A 19,048-nucleotide genomic window follows, 5' to 3' on the forward strand; every position below is an offset into this window, starting at 1 on the left:
GACCGGTTCCTCGTCAATGGCCCAAGCCGTCGCCTGAGCTGCATCGCTAGCCTAGGACCGGGAATGCATCTTGCCTGCAAGAGCCGTGAAGTCAGGCATGAACGGAAAGTGAAGTCGGTCGGCATGCGTCGATCAGGTGTCCTCCCAAAGCACCGCGTCCGAGACTAAAGGCGGCAATTTGCAGATTCTGGCCACCGATAGCGCCGCCGCAGGGCCTTGCATGAACGGTTCCGCTCTCGCATCGCAGAGCTCCGCAGTGCATCGGTTTTGTGCATTTAAGGCCTTTGCATATTCACAAACACATCAGGCAGTTGACAGGTCAAGATTAACGAACCAATATCACATTGGTTCGATTGGTTCGAGTCCAGCAGAAAAGAGAGGATCCGATTATGCCGTCGGAACAGGTTCTTGAAGAGAATTCCGCAAAGGACGTTTTGCGGCTGGAGGACTTCAAGCTGCGATTTCGTGGACAAGATGCCGCCACGGTCAACGGGCTGAGCCTGAAGGTCTCGACCGGTGAAATCCTCTGTATTGTGGGCGAGTCTGGGTGCGGGAAAAGCGTCACCGCAATGTCGATCATGGGGCTGCTACCCAAGGGGTCTTCCGATGTTCTGTCGGGAAAACTGAGCTTTTTGGGAAAAACCTACGATTTGAAGGTGGATAACCTGCCTGCAGACCAACGTGGCAATCAGATCGCGATGATCTTTCAGGAGCCGATGACCTCGCTCAACCCCTCCTTCACGGTGGGCGATCAGATTGCGGAAACCATTGTCCAGCATCAGGGCGGCGGGCGCAGCTCGGCGATGCGTCATGCCCGCCTCATGCTGGAGAAGGTTGGGATCCCGGCGCCAGAACAACGCCTGAAAGAATATCCGCACCAATTATCCGGTGGCATGCGCCAGCGGGTCATGATTGCCATGGCCCTGGCCAATGACCCCAAGCTGTTGATCGCAGATGAGCCGACCACGGCACTGGACGTGACCATTCAGGCGCAAATTCTCGATCTGATTTGCGATTTGCGCCGTGAGACAGGCATGGGAACGATCATGATCACCCACGATCTGGGCGTGGTTGCGGAAATCGCCGACAGTGTCGCTGTCATGTATGGCGGTGAGGTGGTCGAACAGGGCACTGCTCAGGAAATTTTCAGCAATCCCCAGCACCCTTACACCATCGGCCTGATGAGCGCGATGCCGCGCCTTGATCAGCCCGGCACCCGCCTGAGCACAGTTCCCGGTTCAGTCCCGGCGATCCGCAACATGCCGAAGGGGTGCCGTTTTCGCAACCGGTGCGCCTTTTCCGCCAGTGCGTGCAGCGAGCGCCCGGCGCTGCGGGCGTTTGGCCCGGACCACAGCGTTGCCTGTCATTTCGCGCCACTGGAGCAGAACACGGCGGTGCAGGCATGACTTCGAACACCATTCTGGACGCTCAAGGTCTGACCAAGCACTTCGGCGGCAAGGGCTTCTTGAACAAGGCCCCCTTGGTGCGGGCCGTGGACGATGTTTCGCTGCAGATCCAACAGGGCGAAACCTTTGCCATCGTTGGAGAGTCGGGCTGCGGCAAGTCCACTCTTGCGCGCCTGCTGATGCGACTTCTGTCACCGACATCTGGACAGATGATGTTTGACGGGCAGGACATCAGCGATGCCAGTGGCCGCCAGTTGACGCGCCTTCGCCGCGACATGCAGTTCATTTTCCAGGATCCGTTCTCGTCGCTCAACCCGCGCATGACCGTCGGCAAACTGATCGGAGAGCCGCTGGAAGTGCACGCTCCGGACCTGAACGCCAGGCAAAGGCGCACGCGGGTTTCTGAAATCATGCGCAAGGTCGGATTGCCCGCCGAGCACGCCAACAGATACCCCCACGAGTTCTCAGGGGGGCAGCGTCAGCGGATTGGTATCGCCCGGGCGCTGGTCTCGGGGCCGAAACTCGTGATCGGCGACGAACCGGTTTCCGCCCTTGATGTGTCGGTTCAGGCGCAGGTAATCAACCTGCTGGCCGACCTCAAGGAAGAGCTCGGGCTGACGCTGGTCATCATCGCGCACGATCTGGGCGTGATCCGCCACATGAGTGACCGGGTCGCAGTCATGTACCTTGGCCGGATCGTCGAGATGGGCACGACAGAGGCCGTGTTTGCCCAGCCGCGCCATCCTTACACACAGGCCCTGTTGGCCTCGATCCCCGGACCGCGTTCCTCAGGGGAGGAGAGCCAGGTCCGGCTGACCGGTGAGATGCCCAGCCCCGCCGCGCCCCCGCCCGGATGCCGGTTCCATACCCGGTGTCCCTTTGCCGAAGCGCGGTGCAAGACGGCTGTTCCGCAGTTGGATCCTGTTGCCGATGACAACCATCAGGTGGCCTGTCACCGCTGGGCGGAGATCGCACCAATGAACAGCGCAACAGCCGAAATTGAGCACTCCCAGAGCGCCGAAGAGCGTTTCGCCCTCTATCGAGAGGCGATCGAAGGCGGCAGCGTTACCCATCGCACGACCCAGCCCCCGCGATCATAAAAACAATAAACACTTGGAACCAAAGAAAAACACACAACCGACAGAGAGGATACTGACATGAAAAATCTGAAACCGACACTGATGGCTGCCCTGCTGGGTGCAACAGCGATCGGGATGGCGGCTACTGGCGCAAGCGCCAAAGACCTGCGCATTGGCCTGCAATCGGATGCCGATGTGCTTGACCCGGATCAGTCCCGTACCTTCGTCGGGCGCATCGTCTATGCCTCCATGTGCGACAAGCTGGTCGACATCACGCCCGAACTGGAAATCATTCCGCAGCTGGCCACCGCCTGGCAGGTCTCCGAGGATGGCACGACGGTGACCATGCAGTTGCGCGAGGGCGTCGTCTTCCACGATGGCACCCCATTCAACGCCGAAGCGGTCGCCGCAAACATCGAGCGGTCCAAGACGATGGACGAGTCGCGCCGCAAGTCGGAGCTGTCCTCGATCACGTCAACCGAGGTGACCGGCGAATATGAAATCAAGCTGAACCTCAAGGGGCCCGACGCGACGCTTATGGCGCAGCTGGCTGACCGCGCCGGCATGATGATTTCCCCCACCGCTGCTGCAGCCGCTGGCGCGGATTTCGGGCTCAATCCCGTTTGCTCGGGCCCGTTCAGCTTTGAAGAGCGCGTCGCTCAGGACAAAATCGTACTGAAGCGGTTCCCGGACTACTGGAATGCGGACGCCATAGCATTCGACAGCGTCACATTCCTGCCGATCCCGGATACGACCGTACGTCTTGCCAACCTGCAGTCGGGCGATATCGATATGCTGGAGCGTCTGGCAGCCACCGACCTGGCACAAGCCAATGCCAACAGCGACATCGAAGTCGCCAGCGCGGTTTCCCTTGGATATCAGGGCATTACCTTCAACGTGAACAATGGGCCCAAGGGTGACAATCCCTGGGGCAACGACCAGCGTCTGCGCCAGGCCTTCAGTTATGCCATCGATCGCAACGCGATCAACCAGGTGGTGTTCGAAGGCGCCTTTGCGGCCGGCAACCAACCTTACCCGCCAACTTCGCCCTGGTATGACACGGATCACCCGGTGCCCGCCCGCGATGTGGCCAAGGCCAAAGCTCTACTCGCCGAAGCAGGCTATCCCGACGGCCTTGAACTGGAAGTACAGGTGCCCAACACGACCGTGCCGCTGCAACTGATGCAGGTGGTGCAGGCCATGGCGGCCGAGGCTGGGATCAATGTGAAGATCACCTCCAAGGAGTTCGCCACCCTCTTGGCAGATCAGTCCGCCGGGGAATACACCGCCAGCCAGATCGGCTGGTCCGGCCGGGTCGATCCCGATGGCAACATCCACCAGTTCATGACCACTGATGGCGGCATCAACGACAGCAAGTTCTCGAACCCAGCCGTGGACGAGGCACTCAATGCTGCGCGCGTTGCCGCCAGCACCGAGGACCGCAAGGCCGCGTATGACGCTGCCCGCGACATCCTGGTCGAGGAATCGCCGATCGTTTACCTCTATCACCAGACCTGGATCTGGGCGCATAGCAGCAAACTTGACGGTTTCACACCTTATCCGGACGGGATGATCCGCCTCGAAGGCGTCACCTGGACCGAGTAATAGCGCCTCTTCGCCGCCCTGGCCAAAACCGGGGCGGCATGCCCTCTGTCTCAGCCCCTGCTCGGGCGGGGTTCCCCAAGAAACCAGGTTTTCGCCCATGCTCTTGTTCCTGATGCGCCGCATTCTGATTGCGGTGCCGACGATCATTTTGATCTCGATCTTTGTCTTCGCGCTGCAAAAGCTCCTGCCGGGGGATCCTCTGCTTGTACTCGCAGGCGAAGAGCGCGATCCGGCGGTGCTGGAACTCCTGCGCGAGAAGTACCGGCTGAACGATCCGATCCATGTGCAGTATTTCACCTGGATCACCAATGCCTTGCAGGGGGATCTGGGTATCTCGCTGCGCACCAATCAGCCGGTGACCGAACTGATGCTGCAAAAACTGCCCGTGACTCTGCAGCTTGCGGCCATGTCCATGATCTTTGCCCTTGTGATCGGGGTACCTGCCGGCATTCTGTCGGCCTATCGCAAGGGCACGCTGACCGACTACGTGGCAAACGTGGTCGCCCTCTCGGGATTGTCGATCCCGAATTTCTGGCTCGGGATCATGCTGATCCTGCTGGTCTCCGTCAAATGGCAGCTTCTGCCTGCTTCCGGATACGTGCCCCTGTCCGAGGACTTCGGTCAGTCTATCCGGACCATGCTCATGCCCGCCTTCGTACTGGGAACGGCCTTGGCCGCGACGATGATGCGCCATACGCGATCAGCCATGCTGGGCGTCCTGAGTGCCGACTATGTCCGTACTGCCCGTGCGAAGGGACTAAGCGAGCGCCGCGTCGTCCTGAAACATGCCTTTCGCAATGCGCTGACACCGATCGTTACCCTCACGGCACTGTTGTTCGGCGAACTGGTAGCCGGAGCGGTCCTGACTGAACAGATCTTTACCATACCGGGCTTTGGCAAAATGGTCGTCGATGCCGTGTTCAACCGCGACTACGCCGTGGTGCAGGGCATTGTTCTGGTTACCGCGGTCGGTTTCATCGTGATGAACCTCCTGGCCGATGTCCTGTACTTCATCCTCAACCCGCGTCTGAGAGGGCAATGACATGAGCAATGCCTCAGCCCCCGCCTCCACCGACACCACGCTTGATGGCGCGTCGGAGAACCGCGTCTGGAAAAAGTTCCGCGCGCATCGCAGTGCCCTTCTTGGTGGCGTCCTCGTTGTCTTCTTTATCCTGATCGCGATCCTGGCGCCGATCTTGCCGATCCCGGATCCGGCAGCAACGGATTGGGGCGCGGTAAGAAAAGCGCCATCAGCGGCCCATTGGATGGGAACCGATGAGATTGGCCGCGACGTCCTGTCCCGCCTTGTCTGGGGGGCGCAGGCCTCATTGCTGGCGGGCGTGATCTCTGTCGGCATCGCACTGGCGCTTGGCGTTCCCTTGGGCATTCTTGCTGGCTATTTCGGCGGCTGGATCGATGCGGTGATCTCGCGCTGCACCGAGGCTCTGCTGGCGGCGCCGTTCCTGATCCTCGCCATCGCACTGGCGGCCTTTCTCGGCCCGTCCCTGACCAATGCCATGATCGCAATCGGCATCTCGGCGACGCCGATCTTTATCCGCCTGACACGCGGGCAGGTTCTGAACGTGCGGTCCGAGGATTACGTCGACAGCGCCCTTGCGATCGGATTGCCCACCCCCAAGATCCTGCGGCGCTATATCCTGCCCAATGTTCTGCCGCCGATCCTTGTTCAGGCAACGCTGACGATTGCCACCGCGATCATCGCAGAGGCTTCCCTTTCCTTCCTGGGACTAGGCCAGCAGGCACCGGCACCAAGCTGGGGGTCCATGCTGAATACGGCCAAGAACTTTCTCAATCAGGCGCCCTGGATGGCGCTATGGCCAGGTATCTCCATCTTCCTGGTCGTCCTCGGTTTCAACCTTCTCGGCGACGGACTGCGCGATGCGCTGGACCCTCGCGAGCACTAACTCAATACGGAGACCTTTATGTCCGACTTCACAACACGGCCCGAGATCCGTGGCACCTTCGGGGCAGTGACCTCGACCCACTGGATCGCCTCGACCGTAGGCATGAGCATTCTCGAAAAGGGCGGAAATGCCTTTGATGCAGCGGTCGCCACGGGGTTGACGCTGCAGGTGGTCGAGCCGCATCTGAATGGTCCTGGCGGCGATATGCCGGCCATCTTTCACTCCGTTGCGACGGGCAGGACCGAAGTCCTGTGTGCGCAGGGCGTGGCCCCTGCTGCAGCCACAATCGAGCACTACAAGACGCAGGGTCTTACCCTGATCCCCGGATCAGGCCTGCTGGCCACGGTGGTGCCGGGTGCCTTTGACGGATGGATGCTGATGCTGCGTGATCACGGATCGCTCAGCCTGCGCGAGGTGATGGCCCCTGCGATTTCCTACGCCCGGGACGGGCACCCCATCTTGCCCCGCGTCGCCAATACCATCGCGGGGCTGGCCGAGTATTTTGCCCGTGAGTGGCCAAGTTCCGCCGCTGTCTGGACGCCGGGCGGCAAGGCACCCAAGCCCAATGCGCTGTTCAAGAATCCGGATCTGGCAGATACCTATCAACGCCTCGTCGATCTTGCAGAGGCCGCAAGCGGAGACCGGGCGCAACAGATCGATGCGGCCCGGCAGGAATGGCGCGAGGGGTTCGTGGCCGAAGCCATCTTCGACTACCTCAAAGACGCCCACGTGATGGATGTGTCGGACAAAAAACACAGCGCGGTTCTGGCGCCCGAGGATCTGAAGTCCTGGCGCGCGACCTACGAGGCTCCGCTGAGCTATGAGTACGAAGGCTGGACCGTGCACAAGACCGAGGCCTGGAGCCAGGGGCCTGTCATGCTGCAGGGACTGGCGATCCTGAAAGGCTTCGACCTCGGCGCGATGGATCCATTCGGCGCAGAGTTCGTGCACACCGTGACCGAAGCGATGAAACTGGCCTACGCAGACCGGGAAGCCTACTACGGTGACCCAGCGCATAGCGAGGTCCCGATGGATTACCTGCTGAGCGAAGACTACAACTCAGAGCGCCGCAAGCTGATCACGGACCAGGCCTCGACCGAGCAACGCCCGGGGCGGGTACCCGGTTTCGAGCATCTGGCCGACGCTTACATCGAACGCTCGGCCCGCGACTTCAATGTCGGACCGGTTGAAGCGCAAGAACCGACCATGTCGCACCTGACCGAAAAGCGGGGCGACACCGTGCATCTTGATGTGATCGACCGCTGGGGCAACATGGTGGCCGCAACACCATCCGGGGGCTGGCTGCAAAGCTCTCCGGTGATCCCCAGCCTTGGCTTTCCGCTGAACTCACGGGCGCAGATGTTCTGGCTTGAAGAAGGTCTGCCGACCTCCCTTGCGCCCGGGCGCAGACCGCGCACCACCTTGACGCCAAGCCTCGCCGAAAAAGACGGCACCCAGCTGGTCTTTGGCACGCCGGGCGGCGACCAGCAGGATCAGTGGCAGCTGATCTGGTTCCTGCGGTTTGTCCACTGGGGTATGGAATTGCAGCAATGCATGGATGCACCGCTCTTCCATTCGATGCACTTCCAGGGCTCTTTCTTCCCGCGCGAAGTACGCACCGCCGAAATGATGGTTGAACCGGCTTTTGGCGATGCGGTGATCGGCGACCTGCGTGACAGGGGGCACAACGTGGTTGTGGCCGACCCCTGGACCGTGGGGCGCCTCACGGCAGCCCTGCGCGAGCCGGACGGGATGCTGCGCGCCGCAGCGACCCCCCGTCTGATGCAAGCCTATGCGGTGGGCCGATGACTTGGTCCGTGATAGCCCGCGATCCTGCGGATGGAGCAATCGGTCTGATTGTGGCCTCCCGTTTCTTTGCCTGCGGCGCGGCGGTCCCCTTCGTGGGGCCGACCGTGGCCGTCGCCTCGCAGGCGTTCTGCAATCCGGTATGGGGCACCGAGGGGCGCGCACGTCTGGCAGCCGGTGAATCCGCCCAAGATGTGCTGGCCGATTTTGTCGCCCGCGATCAGGGGCAAGCCATACGTCAGGCCCATATGATGGATGCGCAAGGTCGTTTTGCTGCGCATACAGGGAGCGACTGCGTTGACTGGGCCGGACATCTGATCGCCAGAGATCACTCGGTGGCTGGAAACATGCTGGCAGGGCCGGAGGTGATCGAAGCCACCTCTGAGGCCTATGAAAAGCACGCCGACCTGCCCTTTGCCGAGCGGTTGATCATTGCCATGCAGGCCGGTGAGAGCGCTGGAGGAGACAAACGTGGTCGCCAGGCGGCGGGCTTGATCATCCATCGAGGCGAGGATCACGCATGGCTGGACATCCGGGCCGACGATCACAGCGATCCTCTGGCAGAGTTGGCACGCCTTTGGGATGTTGCCCAGGAGCGCTATGTGCATTTTGCCAAAGGCATGCCTGGCCGCGACAATTTTTCCGGGTTTCCCACGCGCGAGGGAATAGACGCTGACATCGCCGCAGCTGAGGCAAAACGCATCGCAGAAGGTCGAGCAAGCCGATCTCAGGCGGTGGACAAGTGATGCCTGGAGCGCGTATCCCTCGTGGCGCGCCGCATCAACCGTCATGGCATTTTTGCGCGTGAAAACAGATCTCTCACGAGTAATATCCCGAACATGTCGTCTTCAATTCGCTCCGCATCCGTCGAACCTATAAAGCAGAAGGTGCTTGAGCTGATCAAATCAGGCAGCCTTCCCGCCGATGGCAAATTGCCAACTGAGCGGGTTCTTTCCGAGCATTTCGATGTCAGTCGCAGGTCTGTTCGTCTGGCCTTGGACAGCCTTGAAGAGCAGGGACTTGTCTGGCGCAGGCAGGGCAAGGGCACCTTTGCGGGACAGCCCGCCGACCCGACGGCAGACCTGGCGGCGAAGATCGCCGGAGAAACCAATGCGCTTCAGGTGATGGAGGCGCGTCTGTGCATCGAGCCGGAACTCGCCGCCCTTTGCGCCCGCCGGATGCGACCGGATGAGCTCGCCCGGTTGCGCAGGCTTGCTCAGCGCCAGTTTGAATCCAGCGGCCCAGAAGCGATCGAGCTTTGGGACGGGGCATTCCACCGCCTGATCGCACAATGCGCCCGAAACCGGCCCTTGCTGACGGCCTTCGCACTGCTGGACAAGATCCGCGAAAACCCTGACTGGATCCGGATCCGGGCAAGGGCCCGAAGCGAGCCATCGCTGGAAGTGTCCAACTGCGAGCATATCACCATTATCGAAGCGATTGCTGCGGGTGACCCCGATGTCGCACGTACGGCCATGCGAGACCACCTGACAACGCGCTTCGATGCGCTGCGCGATGAAATGGACCCATCCGACAGCAGCTGGGAAACTGAGCTGATCGATCTGGATAACGGCAAGTAACTTGCCCCTCGAACAGATGCAGAAAGGACAACCCAAGTATGGTCCATGAACTCAACGCGTCGCCGGAAACCTGCCACTGGGGGTTCTTCGACGCGCAACACCCGGCTGTCCTGACGATTAACAGCGGCGAAGAAGTTGTGATCAATACGGTCTCTGGCGGGCCGGACATGCTACCGGGTGGCAGTTTTCACGTGCCGAGCGAGCTGCTCGACATCCATGACACCGGGCTGCCGGGGATGCCGGGGCATATCCTGACCGGCCCTGTGGCCGTAGATGGTGCGATGCCCGGCGATGTGCTTCAGGTCGATGTCCTCGATATTCAGCTGCGGCAGGATTGGGGCTACAACATGGTCCGCCCCCTGGCGGGAACCCTGCCTCTGGAGTTTCCGAACCGGGTGAAGACAATTCTGCCGCTCGACGCGGACCGTCAGGTGGCGCATTTGCCATGGGGCAAGGCGTTGCCGCTCAACCCTTTCTTTGGCGTGATGGGCGTTGCACCGCCGCCGGAGTGGGGGCGTATCGCGACAATCGAGCCGCGCAGTCACGGCGGCAACATCGACAACAAGGAGCTGACGGCGGGCAGCACCTTGTATCTGCCAGTTTACGCAGAAGGCGCGCTGTTCTCTTGCGGCGACGGCCATGCTGCACAAGGCGATGGCGAGGTCTGCATAACCGCTATTGAAACTGCCTTGCAGGGTCGTTTTCGCCTGACGCTGCGCCAAGATATCGCTTTGGATTACCCGCAGGCCGAGACGCCCACTCATTACATAACGATGGGGATGCATCCATCCTTGGATGTCTGTGCTGAAATGGCTCTTCGCCAAATGATCAAAGTGGTATGCACACGCCTCGGAATCAGCCGGGAAGAGGCATATATGCTGTGCAGTCTGGCTGGCGATCTTCGAATTACCCAGACGGTCAATCGTGAGAAGGGCGTACACATGATGATGCCAAAGGCACAATTGGAACGTGCCTGAGATCACCAGGCTCAGGACGTCGGTTACGGGTCCCTAGCCGTCAAGAGATTTGGGCCATTCTAGAAGATCCTTCTGGCGGGTTTGTCTGATCCTGTCGTTCCGCCTGCCGTCCTTCGGCTCTTTCATGAGGTCTTTTGGGAACATGCTTCTCCGGCCTTGACGGGATGAAGTTGTTTGTTGGATTGGATGTATCGCTTGCGAAGACCTGGTTCTGCGTGATCAGCGAGCACGGCAAGATCATCAAAGAGGCAGAGACTGAAAGCGCACCCGAAGCTCTGGCGCACTGGCTGGACGATCTGGACGGCAGCATCGCAGCAATCGGCCTGGAGGCTGGTCCAATGTCGCACTGGCTGCATCGAGGACTGGCCGAAGCTGGCCATGATGCGGTGCTCATGGAAACGCGGCAGATAAAAGGAGCGCTGAAGGCAATGCCGATCAAGACGAACCGGCGGGATGCCGAAGGGATTGCGCGCCTGCTCCACCTCGGCTGGTTCCGGCCGGTCCACTGTAAATCCGTCTCTGCTCACGAAACCCGAGCAGTTCTCGGCGCCCGAAAGGCCATTCAGCAGAACATGATCGCGTTGGAAATGTCGCTGATAGGACTGTTCCGGGACTTTGGTCTGAAGGTTGGTGCGATCTCTCGCGGCAGGTTCGAGACGCGCATTCGAGAATTGGCGGAAGGCAATCCGATGCTCGAAACCGCGACAACAGCAATGCTGCGGGCCAGAGCGTCTCTTCGACAGAAACTGGCCGGTCTCAAAAAGCACGTGCGTCGGCTGGCCGGGGATGATTCAGTATGCCGTCGCCTCATGAGGATGCCGGGGATCGGTGCCGTCGTGGCGCTAACCTTCCGTGCTGCGGTCGATGATCCGACCCGCTTTCGGTCTTCAAAAAGGGGTGATCCTTGGGTTGGCTTGACGCCCTCTCGCCTTCAGTCTGGCGAAGGGGACGTGTTAGGCGGCATAACCAAAGCTGGTGACTTCAATCTGAGGCGAGCGGTGTGCCAGGCGGCAACCGTCATGATGAACCGTGGCCGATCAACATGGCTGAGAACATGGGGAGCCCAACTCGCGCAACGGCGTGGTCGCAAGGTCGCGATGGTCGCGCTAGCGCGACGCATCGCGGTCATTCTGCATCGGATTTGGGTCGATGGCACAGCCTTCCAGCCGGATGCCGCGCCGAACCTTGCCTGACTGGATGACCCGTCACCCGTTGCCTGCTTGATCGCAGGCTGTCGAGGTCAGGACTGTCGCTGACACAAGCCAAGCACGCCTATGGGATGGGCCCATCGAAAATACACCGAACCAGCATCATGTTGGCAGCCGCCGCGCTGACCACGAACCGAAGCATGTATCCGAAGGACCTCAGCTGAAGGCAGCCAGAAAGCAGAGACGCGGACACACCCGATCCGCGCGAACCGCCTTGGCGGATCAATTTGACTGCGCAAAATCGCTTGACTGAGGCGACCCCGTTACCGAAGTCCTGACCCTAGCGTTGGCTGGGAACCATCGCGACTTGGCGCTCTTCAATTTGGCAATCGACAGCAAGTTGCGCGGTTGCGATCTGGTCAGAATGAAGGTCGTAGATGTCATGGCATCCGGTCAGATCAAGGAACGAGCATCCGCAACGCAATGCAGGACGCGAAAACCTGTCCGCTTCGAAATCTCCGAGAGCACCCGTGCTTTGCTCGAAAAGTGGATGCAAGACCCATTGCTGGTTGGATCCGAACACCTCTGGTCAGGCCGGTTTCAAGAACGCCCTCATATCTCGACACGCCATTATGCGCGCATTTTCCGTAACTGGGTGACGTCGATTTGTCTTTAGGCAAGCGCATACGGCACGCATTCGATGCGAAGAACCAAGGTGAGGCAAATCTACAAGACGACGGTCAACCTGCGGTCAGTCCGACTCCTATTGGGACATAACAAGATGGACAGCACTGTCCGATTCCTCGGAGTCGAGCTTGAAGATGCCCCTGCGATTGCAGAAACCATAGAAATCTAAAGGACCATGGGCCCTCTACACTGAAGGCCCAGAGCGGTCATCCGCTTCGGCGCTTGCCGCAGCAGCGCGGCGTCACGGAACCGGCCATTCACGCAGTTTGCAGCATCAGATTTGACCTGAGATCTCTTGTCATGGGGAGTGGGACAATTCATGCTGATCTTCGACATTCTGTCCGAGCGCGTATGTGGGTCAAGACCAGCCAATAGCGGATTGACGAGGTGATCTGCCCGCGTTTGGCACGGGCAGATCGTTGGTCTCAGGTTACATCCCGGCCCTTGCGCGCACCTCCTCCAGCGTCCAGCGCTGCAGAATCTCGCCGTCACGGAACACCGGGAGCAATGCATCGGCCCCGGCGGGGATGTTCTCCTGCCGCCGCGCGACCAGTGCGCCGCTGTCGGTCTGCATCACGCCCTGTCGCCCGCGCTTTGAGGTCTTGGACCCACCCGCCGTGACCGGATCCTTGAAGACGTCGCGCCACTGGCCGTCTATCTGGATGGCAGAGGCCTTCATCGCATAGCCAAAGCTGTCGCGGTCGACCTTTTGCAGCAGTGCGCCGCCCATGCCGAAGGCGATGTTTCCGATCGCCAGCCTGCGCGCGATCATCGCCTCCATGATTGCGACCAGCGACACGGGGTTGATCCCGTCGCCCTGGATCACCCGCACCTGCGAAGGCAGGATGCGGTAGCGCTGGGCCGTCATCTGACAGCCAAAGCGCGCCATCAGCGCCTCGATCACGTCAGGCACGATCTGCACCGGGTCGCCGGAATCCGGACGGATCACCAGCGTCCCCGCGCGGGCCATGACCTTGTCCTTCAACGCACCGCCCCAGTAGTCGCGGATGGCGCGGAACAGGTCATAACTGTCGGACACGCAGGCAATGATGCCCGCCGAATTGGCGTCGAGGAAGCGTTCCATCTGGGCGCATTCGCCATCGGGTCCAAGCGCCGTCATGGTCGAGTGTTCGGTCGCCGGGATCGAAAAGCCCGCCATCTCGGCCCCGTAGAAGTTGCGCGCATAGACCAACGCCGGAACCGTGTCCGTCCCGCGCGAGGCCACGAGGTGTGCCAGCCCGCCAAGTGCCGCGCTGTCCCGGCTCGACGCACCACGCGCACCGAAGTCGTGCAGCTTGAACTCTGCCCCCTCGCTGCTGCCGTCGGTCAGCAGTAACCGCTGGCGGATTTCCCCGATTAGGTAGCGCGACACCGAGGCCACGGTCGTGGGATACCAGACCGCGCGCAGCAGCCGCGTTTCGAGAAAACCGACCAGCCAGCCGAACCTAGGCGCGGTGTTGCGGATGCGCAGTTGCGGGATGTGGACGGGCACGATGGTGCCTTCGGCCAAGGCGTCGATCTCAACCGGCAGGCAGCCGCCGAACTCGTCGATGATCCGCTGCCAGCCCGCAATGTAGATGTCAAAGCCGTGCGCCTTCAGCACAGGCGCAGCCTGATCCAGCGCGGCTTGCGTAACCACCGGCCCACACAGCCGGGCGAGTTCGACTTGCAGGCCGAAGAACAGCAGCGTGTCGATCTGCCCGAAGGGGCCGCGCGCCTCGATGTAGGAGGAGACCGCCTCGGTGCCCTCGGGGTACTGAGCGTAGTGGGACAGCTTGTAACTGTCGGTGTCGAAAAGGATGTTGTCGGCGTCAAGCGCATCGTCGAACAGCGCCGCGCGCGGTTTGATCATAGTCATTGTCCTGTTCCTCCTCGGATATGGACGGATGTAAGGGGGACGGACCTCCCGGCCCCCGGTCGTGCCCGCCATCGCCCCGAAGGGCCCGGCGCGGGCGGCCGGAACTCACAGCGCCTGCAGATGCGCCATCAGGATCGAGCTGTAGGACACAGCCACTTCGGGGATGAAGTGCTGGATGATGTCGAAGTGATCCTCGAAGATCTCGTCCGGCGTGATCTGGTCCAGCGGTACCCAAAGCGCCTTTGCCGCGTCATCCGAGCCTTTGACCCGCTCCATCGGGTTGCGGTCCTCGAGCGTGAACAGGAAAGCCTCGGTCCGGACCCAGCCGCGTTCGGACCGATCCGGGTGGTCAAAGACTTGCCGCGCGCGGATGCGATTGGCCAGCAGGCCGGGCGGCATATCCAGCCGGGTTTCCTCGCGCAGTTCGCGGATGGCGGCCTGTTCGGCGGTCTCGTCCCGGTTCAGGTGCCCGCCCGGCAGCGCCAAGGTGCCCCGCCCCGGTTGCACCCCGCGCCGCACCATCAGGACATGACCGGACTGCACCACCACCGCGTCGGCGGTGTTGATCGGGATCGGATAGCCAAAGGCCTTCTCGGCGGCTTCGGTCCCGGCGCGATAGCGTTGGATGTACATCGCCTCTTCGCGTACGGTCTGCACCGCTTCGGGGTTGGCCTGCATCCAGCCCGCGAAAGCCGCAACCGGAGCCGCGCCGAAGGTTTCGGCCAGACCGTCCTGCGACTGGTCGGGCAGCAGCAGCGCCGCGCGCAGGTCGGTGGCGTTGATGACCCGGCCCAAGTGGGTCAAAGGCTCGATCGGGCGCGCCTCCCATTCGGGGAACCACTTGAGATAACGCGAGGATTTGTCCTTTTCGAAGCCGGTCAGCAGAACCTTGACCGCATCTTCGTCCCAGCCGCGCGCCCGGATATAGGCTTTGACCGCCATACGCACATTGGCCGCCCAGGCGCGGTCGGAATACAGCGTGTCGATCAACGGAAGGATATCGAGCCGCGCGTCCAGCCCAGCCGTCACCTTTCGCACCAGCGCCTTGCGCTCGTCGAATTTCAACGGGTTTCGGAAACTGCGCGGCCGGTAGGCGCTGCCGATCAACAGCAACACGTCATCCGCGGCGCGCGCGGCAGTATCCAGAATATGCAGGTGGGCTTTGGTGACAGGGTTCACACGGCCGATCATGACGGCCAGAACCCGCGTCCGGGGGTCTTTCATCAGTGCGTCCTCCGCTCTGGTATGTCAAAGCGTGCCGGACCTCCCGGCATGCCATGAGACGCTATTACGCCAGCAGGGCCGCGCTTGGCAAGAGCAATCCCGCCACCTCAAGGTCAACCAAGCCGCTCAAACTCCACAAGACAATGACGGCACAATTACGACATGCGCACCTTGCGCAGCGATCATCCCTGCTGCAGATACATAGTATTCTGCCAGATTTCCCGAAAGCAGACATTCAGATCGACTGTACCCCTTTGTCAAATGCTGCTCTGCGCGCGTTCGCAAGGGAAGCGCCGATACAACCATCACCGCCCCCACAAGCCCCTCTACGAGCTCACCCCATGGGAGTATCACCAAGGAGCGGTAGAGGATCAAACCCTGAACAGGGCTAACTAAAAGCCGCGGACTCAAAGGGGAGCACGTCAACGCCGCTGATATTACCTTCAGATAGACGCACCGCCAGTCGCGAAGCACATATTGTCGGTTTCGAAAAGTCAGATTTGACGGTGGAAGGAGGCCGGCCCGGACGAGACCTACTACAGGAATAGGCCACCGTGCAGTTCCGCGAAAGGCCCGTGGCAAAACCTTTTGTCGGGTTGGCGGTCCGTACTTTATGGCCCTTTTGCATGGTTAAAGTACTATCGAAATATTCGACCCGTACTCTTAACACTTCGGCAATAAATCCGCCTTCATATGGAGTTCAAAACAGCACCATCTTTTCGGCTTTAAGAATATCTTTTTGTTTCCATTGCCTTGCCGACCGGACCACAGACCCAAGCTGCCGAGGTAGGTCATGAATTGTCTTGCGAATTTAGACGTTAACTTGGCCTCCGGCGCCGCCGCTACCCTATGGGTGGTTTGCTCCGTTGTTCTGATCCGGATCGCACGGAATATTCCTTTTGCCGGTCAGCTCTCCTTCGTTGTGACCTTAGCCGCGATGCTGTGGTGGCTTTTCACAGTCGTCCTTGATTTGGGTTCGCAAAGCGAAACCTGCAAGGTCGGGTGGTCGTTGGCTGCCTGGCCTGGAATAGTCCTCGTGCCTATCGCGTGGACATTCTTTGTCTTCGACTACACGATGAACAAGCGCCGGAGCCGTCGGCCGCTCCGGCTTCTCGTCTATATTGGCCTTCCAAGTCTGGTAAGTGCTATCGCCGTTACAAACCGCTGGACGCACCTGCTTTACGGCCCAGACACCCGGCTTGTGACAGAGGGCGGCAATAGCTTCGTCATATTCCACCACGGACCGCTTTTCTTTGCGGTTGCCGCCACCCTGTACGTCTTTCTGATTGTCGCCTTGGGCCTGCTGGCTTTTGCTTTTCTCAAGGCGAAAAAAATCTTCCGGCCATTCATGGGCGCCTTGATCATCATCACCGCAGCTCCGGTGGCGGCCAATCTGGCCTATATCGGATGGGGCGTGACGGTTTTTGGGTTCGACCCGACACCGTTCATGTTTGCAGTTTCACTCATAGCCTTGAGCTGGCTGCTGGTGAACAACTCGATGATGGATACGGCAGCTCAGGGCCGGACCCTTATGTTCTACGCCACCCAGGATCCCGTGATCCTGGTGGATGCGGCTGGCCACTTTGTCAGCGCAAATCCTGCCGCGAAAGACTTGTTCGGCCAACAGCTTCCGAAGCATGGCGAAACGCTCGAACACTTGGAAGAAATCGGCCCGCTGCTAAAAAGCCTCATAGCAGCCGGAGGTATCAACGGCGCAGCGCCGATCAGGATTGGCGGACGTGTCTTTGATCCGCGCGCAGTTCCGATCGACAGCCCGATCCAGGCCCAGATCCCCCTGTTGGGCTGGTCCGTCTCGCTGGTCGACATCACGGAAAGAGAACGCTCTGCCGAAGCCCTCCGCGAAGCATTGGCACTAGCCGAGTCCGCCAACCGCGCGAAAACGCAATTCCTTGCCAACGTCAGCCATGAAATCCGCACACCTCTGAATGGCGTTCTTGGAATGGCATCGGTCCTGAGCGACACCGCGCTGGATGAAGAGCAGCGTGAATTTCTGCAGGCTATCGAAGATTCGGGCCAAGTCTTGCTTACGACGATTGGGGATGTCCTTGATCTTTCAAAGGTCGAAGCTGGAAAGATGACGCTGAAAAACAGACCATTCACGCTCCGGGTTGCACTCGAGGGCGCGCGAGCTCTCTTCTCCGCAAGGGCCAAGGAAAAGGGTTTGAGCCTGCGCGTAGAAATGCACGACGACTTGCCAAAGACCATTATTGGCGACGATCACCGGTTTCGCCAGGTGGTGCACAACCTCGTGTCCAACGCGGTCAAATTCACCGAAAGCGGGTGCGTCACGATCTCTGCAGAGCCAGCAGATAATGGCGCGCTCCTGCTGGTCCGCGTCAGCGACACAGGCCCCGGCGTACCACGCGAGGCACGGGATCTGATCTTTCAGCCATTCCAGCAGGTGGACGGCGGCGATGCCCGAAAATTCGGCGGTACAGGCCTTGGACTTTCGATATCCCGCCAGCTTTGCCACTTAATGGGGGGCAGTCTGCAATTGGCAACCGGCGTTGAGCAGGGAGCAACCTTCGAAGTAAGACTGCCGCTGATTCCGGCTACCGATCAACCGGAGACCAAAACGCATCCCGTCCTGCGTTCCGCTCCGGCACCTGTGGCGCTGGATGTACTTGTGGTCGATGACAACAAGACGAACAGGCTCATCCTGGAGAAATTCCTTTCATCAACTCCCTTCCGGGTGCAATCGGCTTCCAGTGGAGAAGAGGCAATCGGCCTGGCGCACGCGTTTTCTTTTGATGTCATCTTGATGGATATTCAGATGCCGCAAATGGATGGTGTGGAAACGACACAGAAAATCCGCTCCATTGAAAAAGCGACTGGCCGAGAACCCAGCTTCATTGTGGCCGTAACCGGGAACGCCATGCCGGAGCAGCTGAACCACTACCTGGCAGTGGGCATGGATGATGTGCTGGCAAAACCGGTATCAAAAACGCTTTTGCTCTCTCTTATCCGGGAGATCCGTAGGCACGTTGCTTAGGGTCAGGATGCATTGATTTCCCGAGCGCTGCGTGATTCACGGCTCCCAAAACGGAGCGGTGACATGACCGATCTTTTCTGGCTGACCAACTCGCAGATGGCGCGTCTGAAACCCTACTTTCCGAAGTCGCGCGGCAAGCCTAGGGTCGATGATCGGCCTGTGTTGAGCGGAATTATATTCATCACCCTCAATGGGTTAAGGTGGCGCGATACCCCTCCACACAAGACGCTTTACAGTCGTTGGAAGCGCTGGAGCGAGAAGGGCATTTTCGCGCGGATGATGACCGGTCTTGCCGCGGGGCACGGCGAAGAGAAGACTGCGATGATCGACGCCACCTACCTGAAGGCACACCGCACCGCGGCCAGTTTGAGCGTCAAGTAAGGAGGATCAGGAATTGATCCAGTGGATCAATTGCCCGACGCACGGGGGCGCGGGCGCCTGATAGGTCGAACCAAGGGCAGCATGAACACCAAGTTGCATGCCATTTGCAAAAGCCAGGGACGCCCGCTCGACCTGTTCGTCACCGCCGGTCAGATCAGCGACTACATCGGCGCGCGGGCGTTGCTCAGCAGTCTCCCAAAAGTCGACTGGCTGCTCGGGGACCGAGTGGAGTTGCCCCCTGAAAGTGGTCCACCAACTGGGATAGATTTTTCCCGCAAAAGGGCGGGACAAAGCGGGCGTTCGAATTTGCTTACTGAAAGTCTGTTATTGCAGCCGTTCCATGGTGACGTCGCACAGAA

At 60.3% G+C, this 19,048-nt stretch carries 13 protein-coding genes and 2 pseudogenes; 13 read left to right on the forward strand and 2 right to left on the reverse strand.

What is annotated here, in order from left to right:
- Window positions 1–389 precede the first annotated feature (389 nt).
- The 11 genes and pseudogenes from AADA15_RS17620 to AADA15_RS17670 all read left to right on the forward strand — a co-directional run bounded on the left by AADA15_RS17620 (window position 390) and on the right by AADA15_RS17670 (window position 12,382).
- A complete protein-coding gene (locus tag AADA15_RS17620; RefSeq protein ID WP_341642872.1) occupies window positions 390–1,406 on the forward strand; it encodes an ABC transporter ATP-binding protein in 1,017 nt (338 codons plus the stop codon).
- Window positions 1,403–2,506, forward strand: a complete 1,104-nt coding sequence (locus AADA15_RS17625; RefSeq protein ID WP_341642873.1) for an ABC transporter ATP-binding protein — start codon at window positions 1,403–1,405, stop codon at window positions 2,504–2,506. The genes AADA15_RS17620 and AADA15_RS17625 overlap by 4 nt, the downstream gene beginning before the upstream one ends.
- 57 nt (window positions 2,507–2,563) lie before the next feature.
- Window positions 2,564–4,090 carry an ABC transporter substrate-binding protein gene (locus tag AADA15_RS17630; RefSeq protein ID WP_341642874.1) on the forward strand — a complete coding sequence of 509 codons (1,527 nt, stop codon included), beginning with the start codon at window positions 2,564–2,566 and terminating at the stop codon, window positions 4,088–4,090.
- Window positions 4,091–4,187: 97 nt separating this feature from the next.
- Window positions 4,188–5,132: an ABC transporter permease gene (locus AADA15_RS17635; protein WP_341642875.1), complete on the forward strand. Its 945-nt coding sequence runs from the start codon at window positions 4,188–4,190 to the stop codon at window positions 5,130–5,132.
- A gap of 1 nt (window position 5,133) precedes the next feature.
- Window positions 5,134–6,015, forward strand: coding sequence for an ABC transporter permease (locus tag AADA15_RS17640; protein WP_341642876.1), 882 nt, complete (start codon window positions 5,134–5,136; stop codon window positions 6,013–6,015).
- An 18-nt stretch (window positions 6,016–6,033) separates the two neighbouring features.
- On the forward strand, window positions 6,034–7,824 hold the full coding sequence (locus tag AADA15_RS17645) for a gamma-glutamyltransferase family protein (RefSeq protein ID WP_341642877.1): 1,791 nt from the start codon (window positions 6,034–6,036) through the stop codon (window positions 7,822–7,824).
- Window positions 7,821–8,567 (forward strand): DUF1028 domain-containing protein, encoded by a 747-nt coding sequence (locus AADA15_RS17650; protein ID WP_341642878.1) that lies wholly within the window; start codon window positions 7,821–7,823, stop codon window positions 8,565–8,567. Before AADA15_RS17645 ends, AADA15_RS17650 begins: the two co-directional genes overlap by 4 nt.
- Before the next feature lie 93 nt (window positions 8,568–8,660).
- Entirely contained in the window at window positions 8,661–9,401 is a 741-nt protein-coding gene (locus AADA15_RS17655; RefSeq protein WP_341642879.1) for a FadR/GntR family transcriptional regulator, read from the forward strand.
- A 38-nt stretch (window positions 9,402–9,439) separates the two neighbouring features.
- The gene (locus AADA15_RS17660) at window positions 9,440–10,378 is read left to right on the forward strand and encodes an acetamidase/formamidase family protein (protein WP_341642880.1); all 939 of its coding nucleotides are present in this window, start codon (window positions 9,440–9,442) and stop codon (window positions 10,376–10,378) included.
- Window positions 10,379–10,542: 164 nt separating this feature from the next.
- A complete protein-coding gene (locus tag AADA15_RS17665; protein ID WP_341642881.1) occupies window positions 10,543–11,571 on the forward strand; it encodes an IS110 family RNA-guided transposase in 1,029 nt (342 codons plus the stop codon).
- A gap of 289 nt (window positions 11,572–11,860) precedes the next feature.
- Window positions 11,861–12,382: pseudogene (locus AADA15_RS17670) on the forward strand (tyrosine-type recombinase/integrase).
- A 261-nt stretch (window positions 12,383–12,643) separates the two neighbouring features.
- Here AADA15_RS17670 and AADA15_RS17675 read toward each other — a convergent pair.
- Complete coding sequence (locus AADA15_RS17675) at window positions 12,644–14,071, reverse strand: nicotinate phosphoribosyltransferase (RefSeq protein ID WP_341642882.1); 1,428 nt, start codon at window positions 14,069–14,071, stop codon at window positions 12,644–12,646.
- 105 nt (window positions 14,072–14,176) lie between these two features.
- On the reverse strand, window positions 14,177–15,295 hold the full coding sequence (locus tag AADA15_RS17680; RefSeq protein WP_341642883.1) for an NUDIX domain-containing protein: 1,119 nt from the start codon (window positions 15,293–15,295) through the stop codon (window positions 14,177–14,179).
- A 793-nt stretch (window positions 15,296–16,088) separates the two neighbouring features.
- Here AADA15_RS17680 and AADA15_RS17685 point away from each other — a divergent pair.
- The gene (locus tag AADA15_RS17685; RefSeq protein ID WP_341642884.1) at window positions 16,089–18,308 is read left to right on the forward strand and encodes a histidine kinase N-terminal 7TM domain-containing protein; all 2,220 of its coding nucleotides are present in this window, start codon (window positions 16,089–16,091) and stop codon (window positions 18,306–18,308) included.
- A 63-nt stretch (window positions 18,309–18,371) separates the two neighbouring features.
- Window positions 18,372–18,914: pseudogene (locus AADA15_RS17690) on the forward strand (IS5 family transposase); the annotation flags it as partial.
- Between the last annotated feature and the right edge of the window lie 134 nt (window positions 18,915–19,048).

It is taken from the genome of Phycobacter sedimenti (genome assembly GCF_038148855.1).
GTDB lineage: Bacteria > Pseudomonadota > Alphaproteobacteria > Rhodobacterales > Rhodobacteraceae > Phycobacter > Phycobacter sedimenti.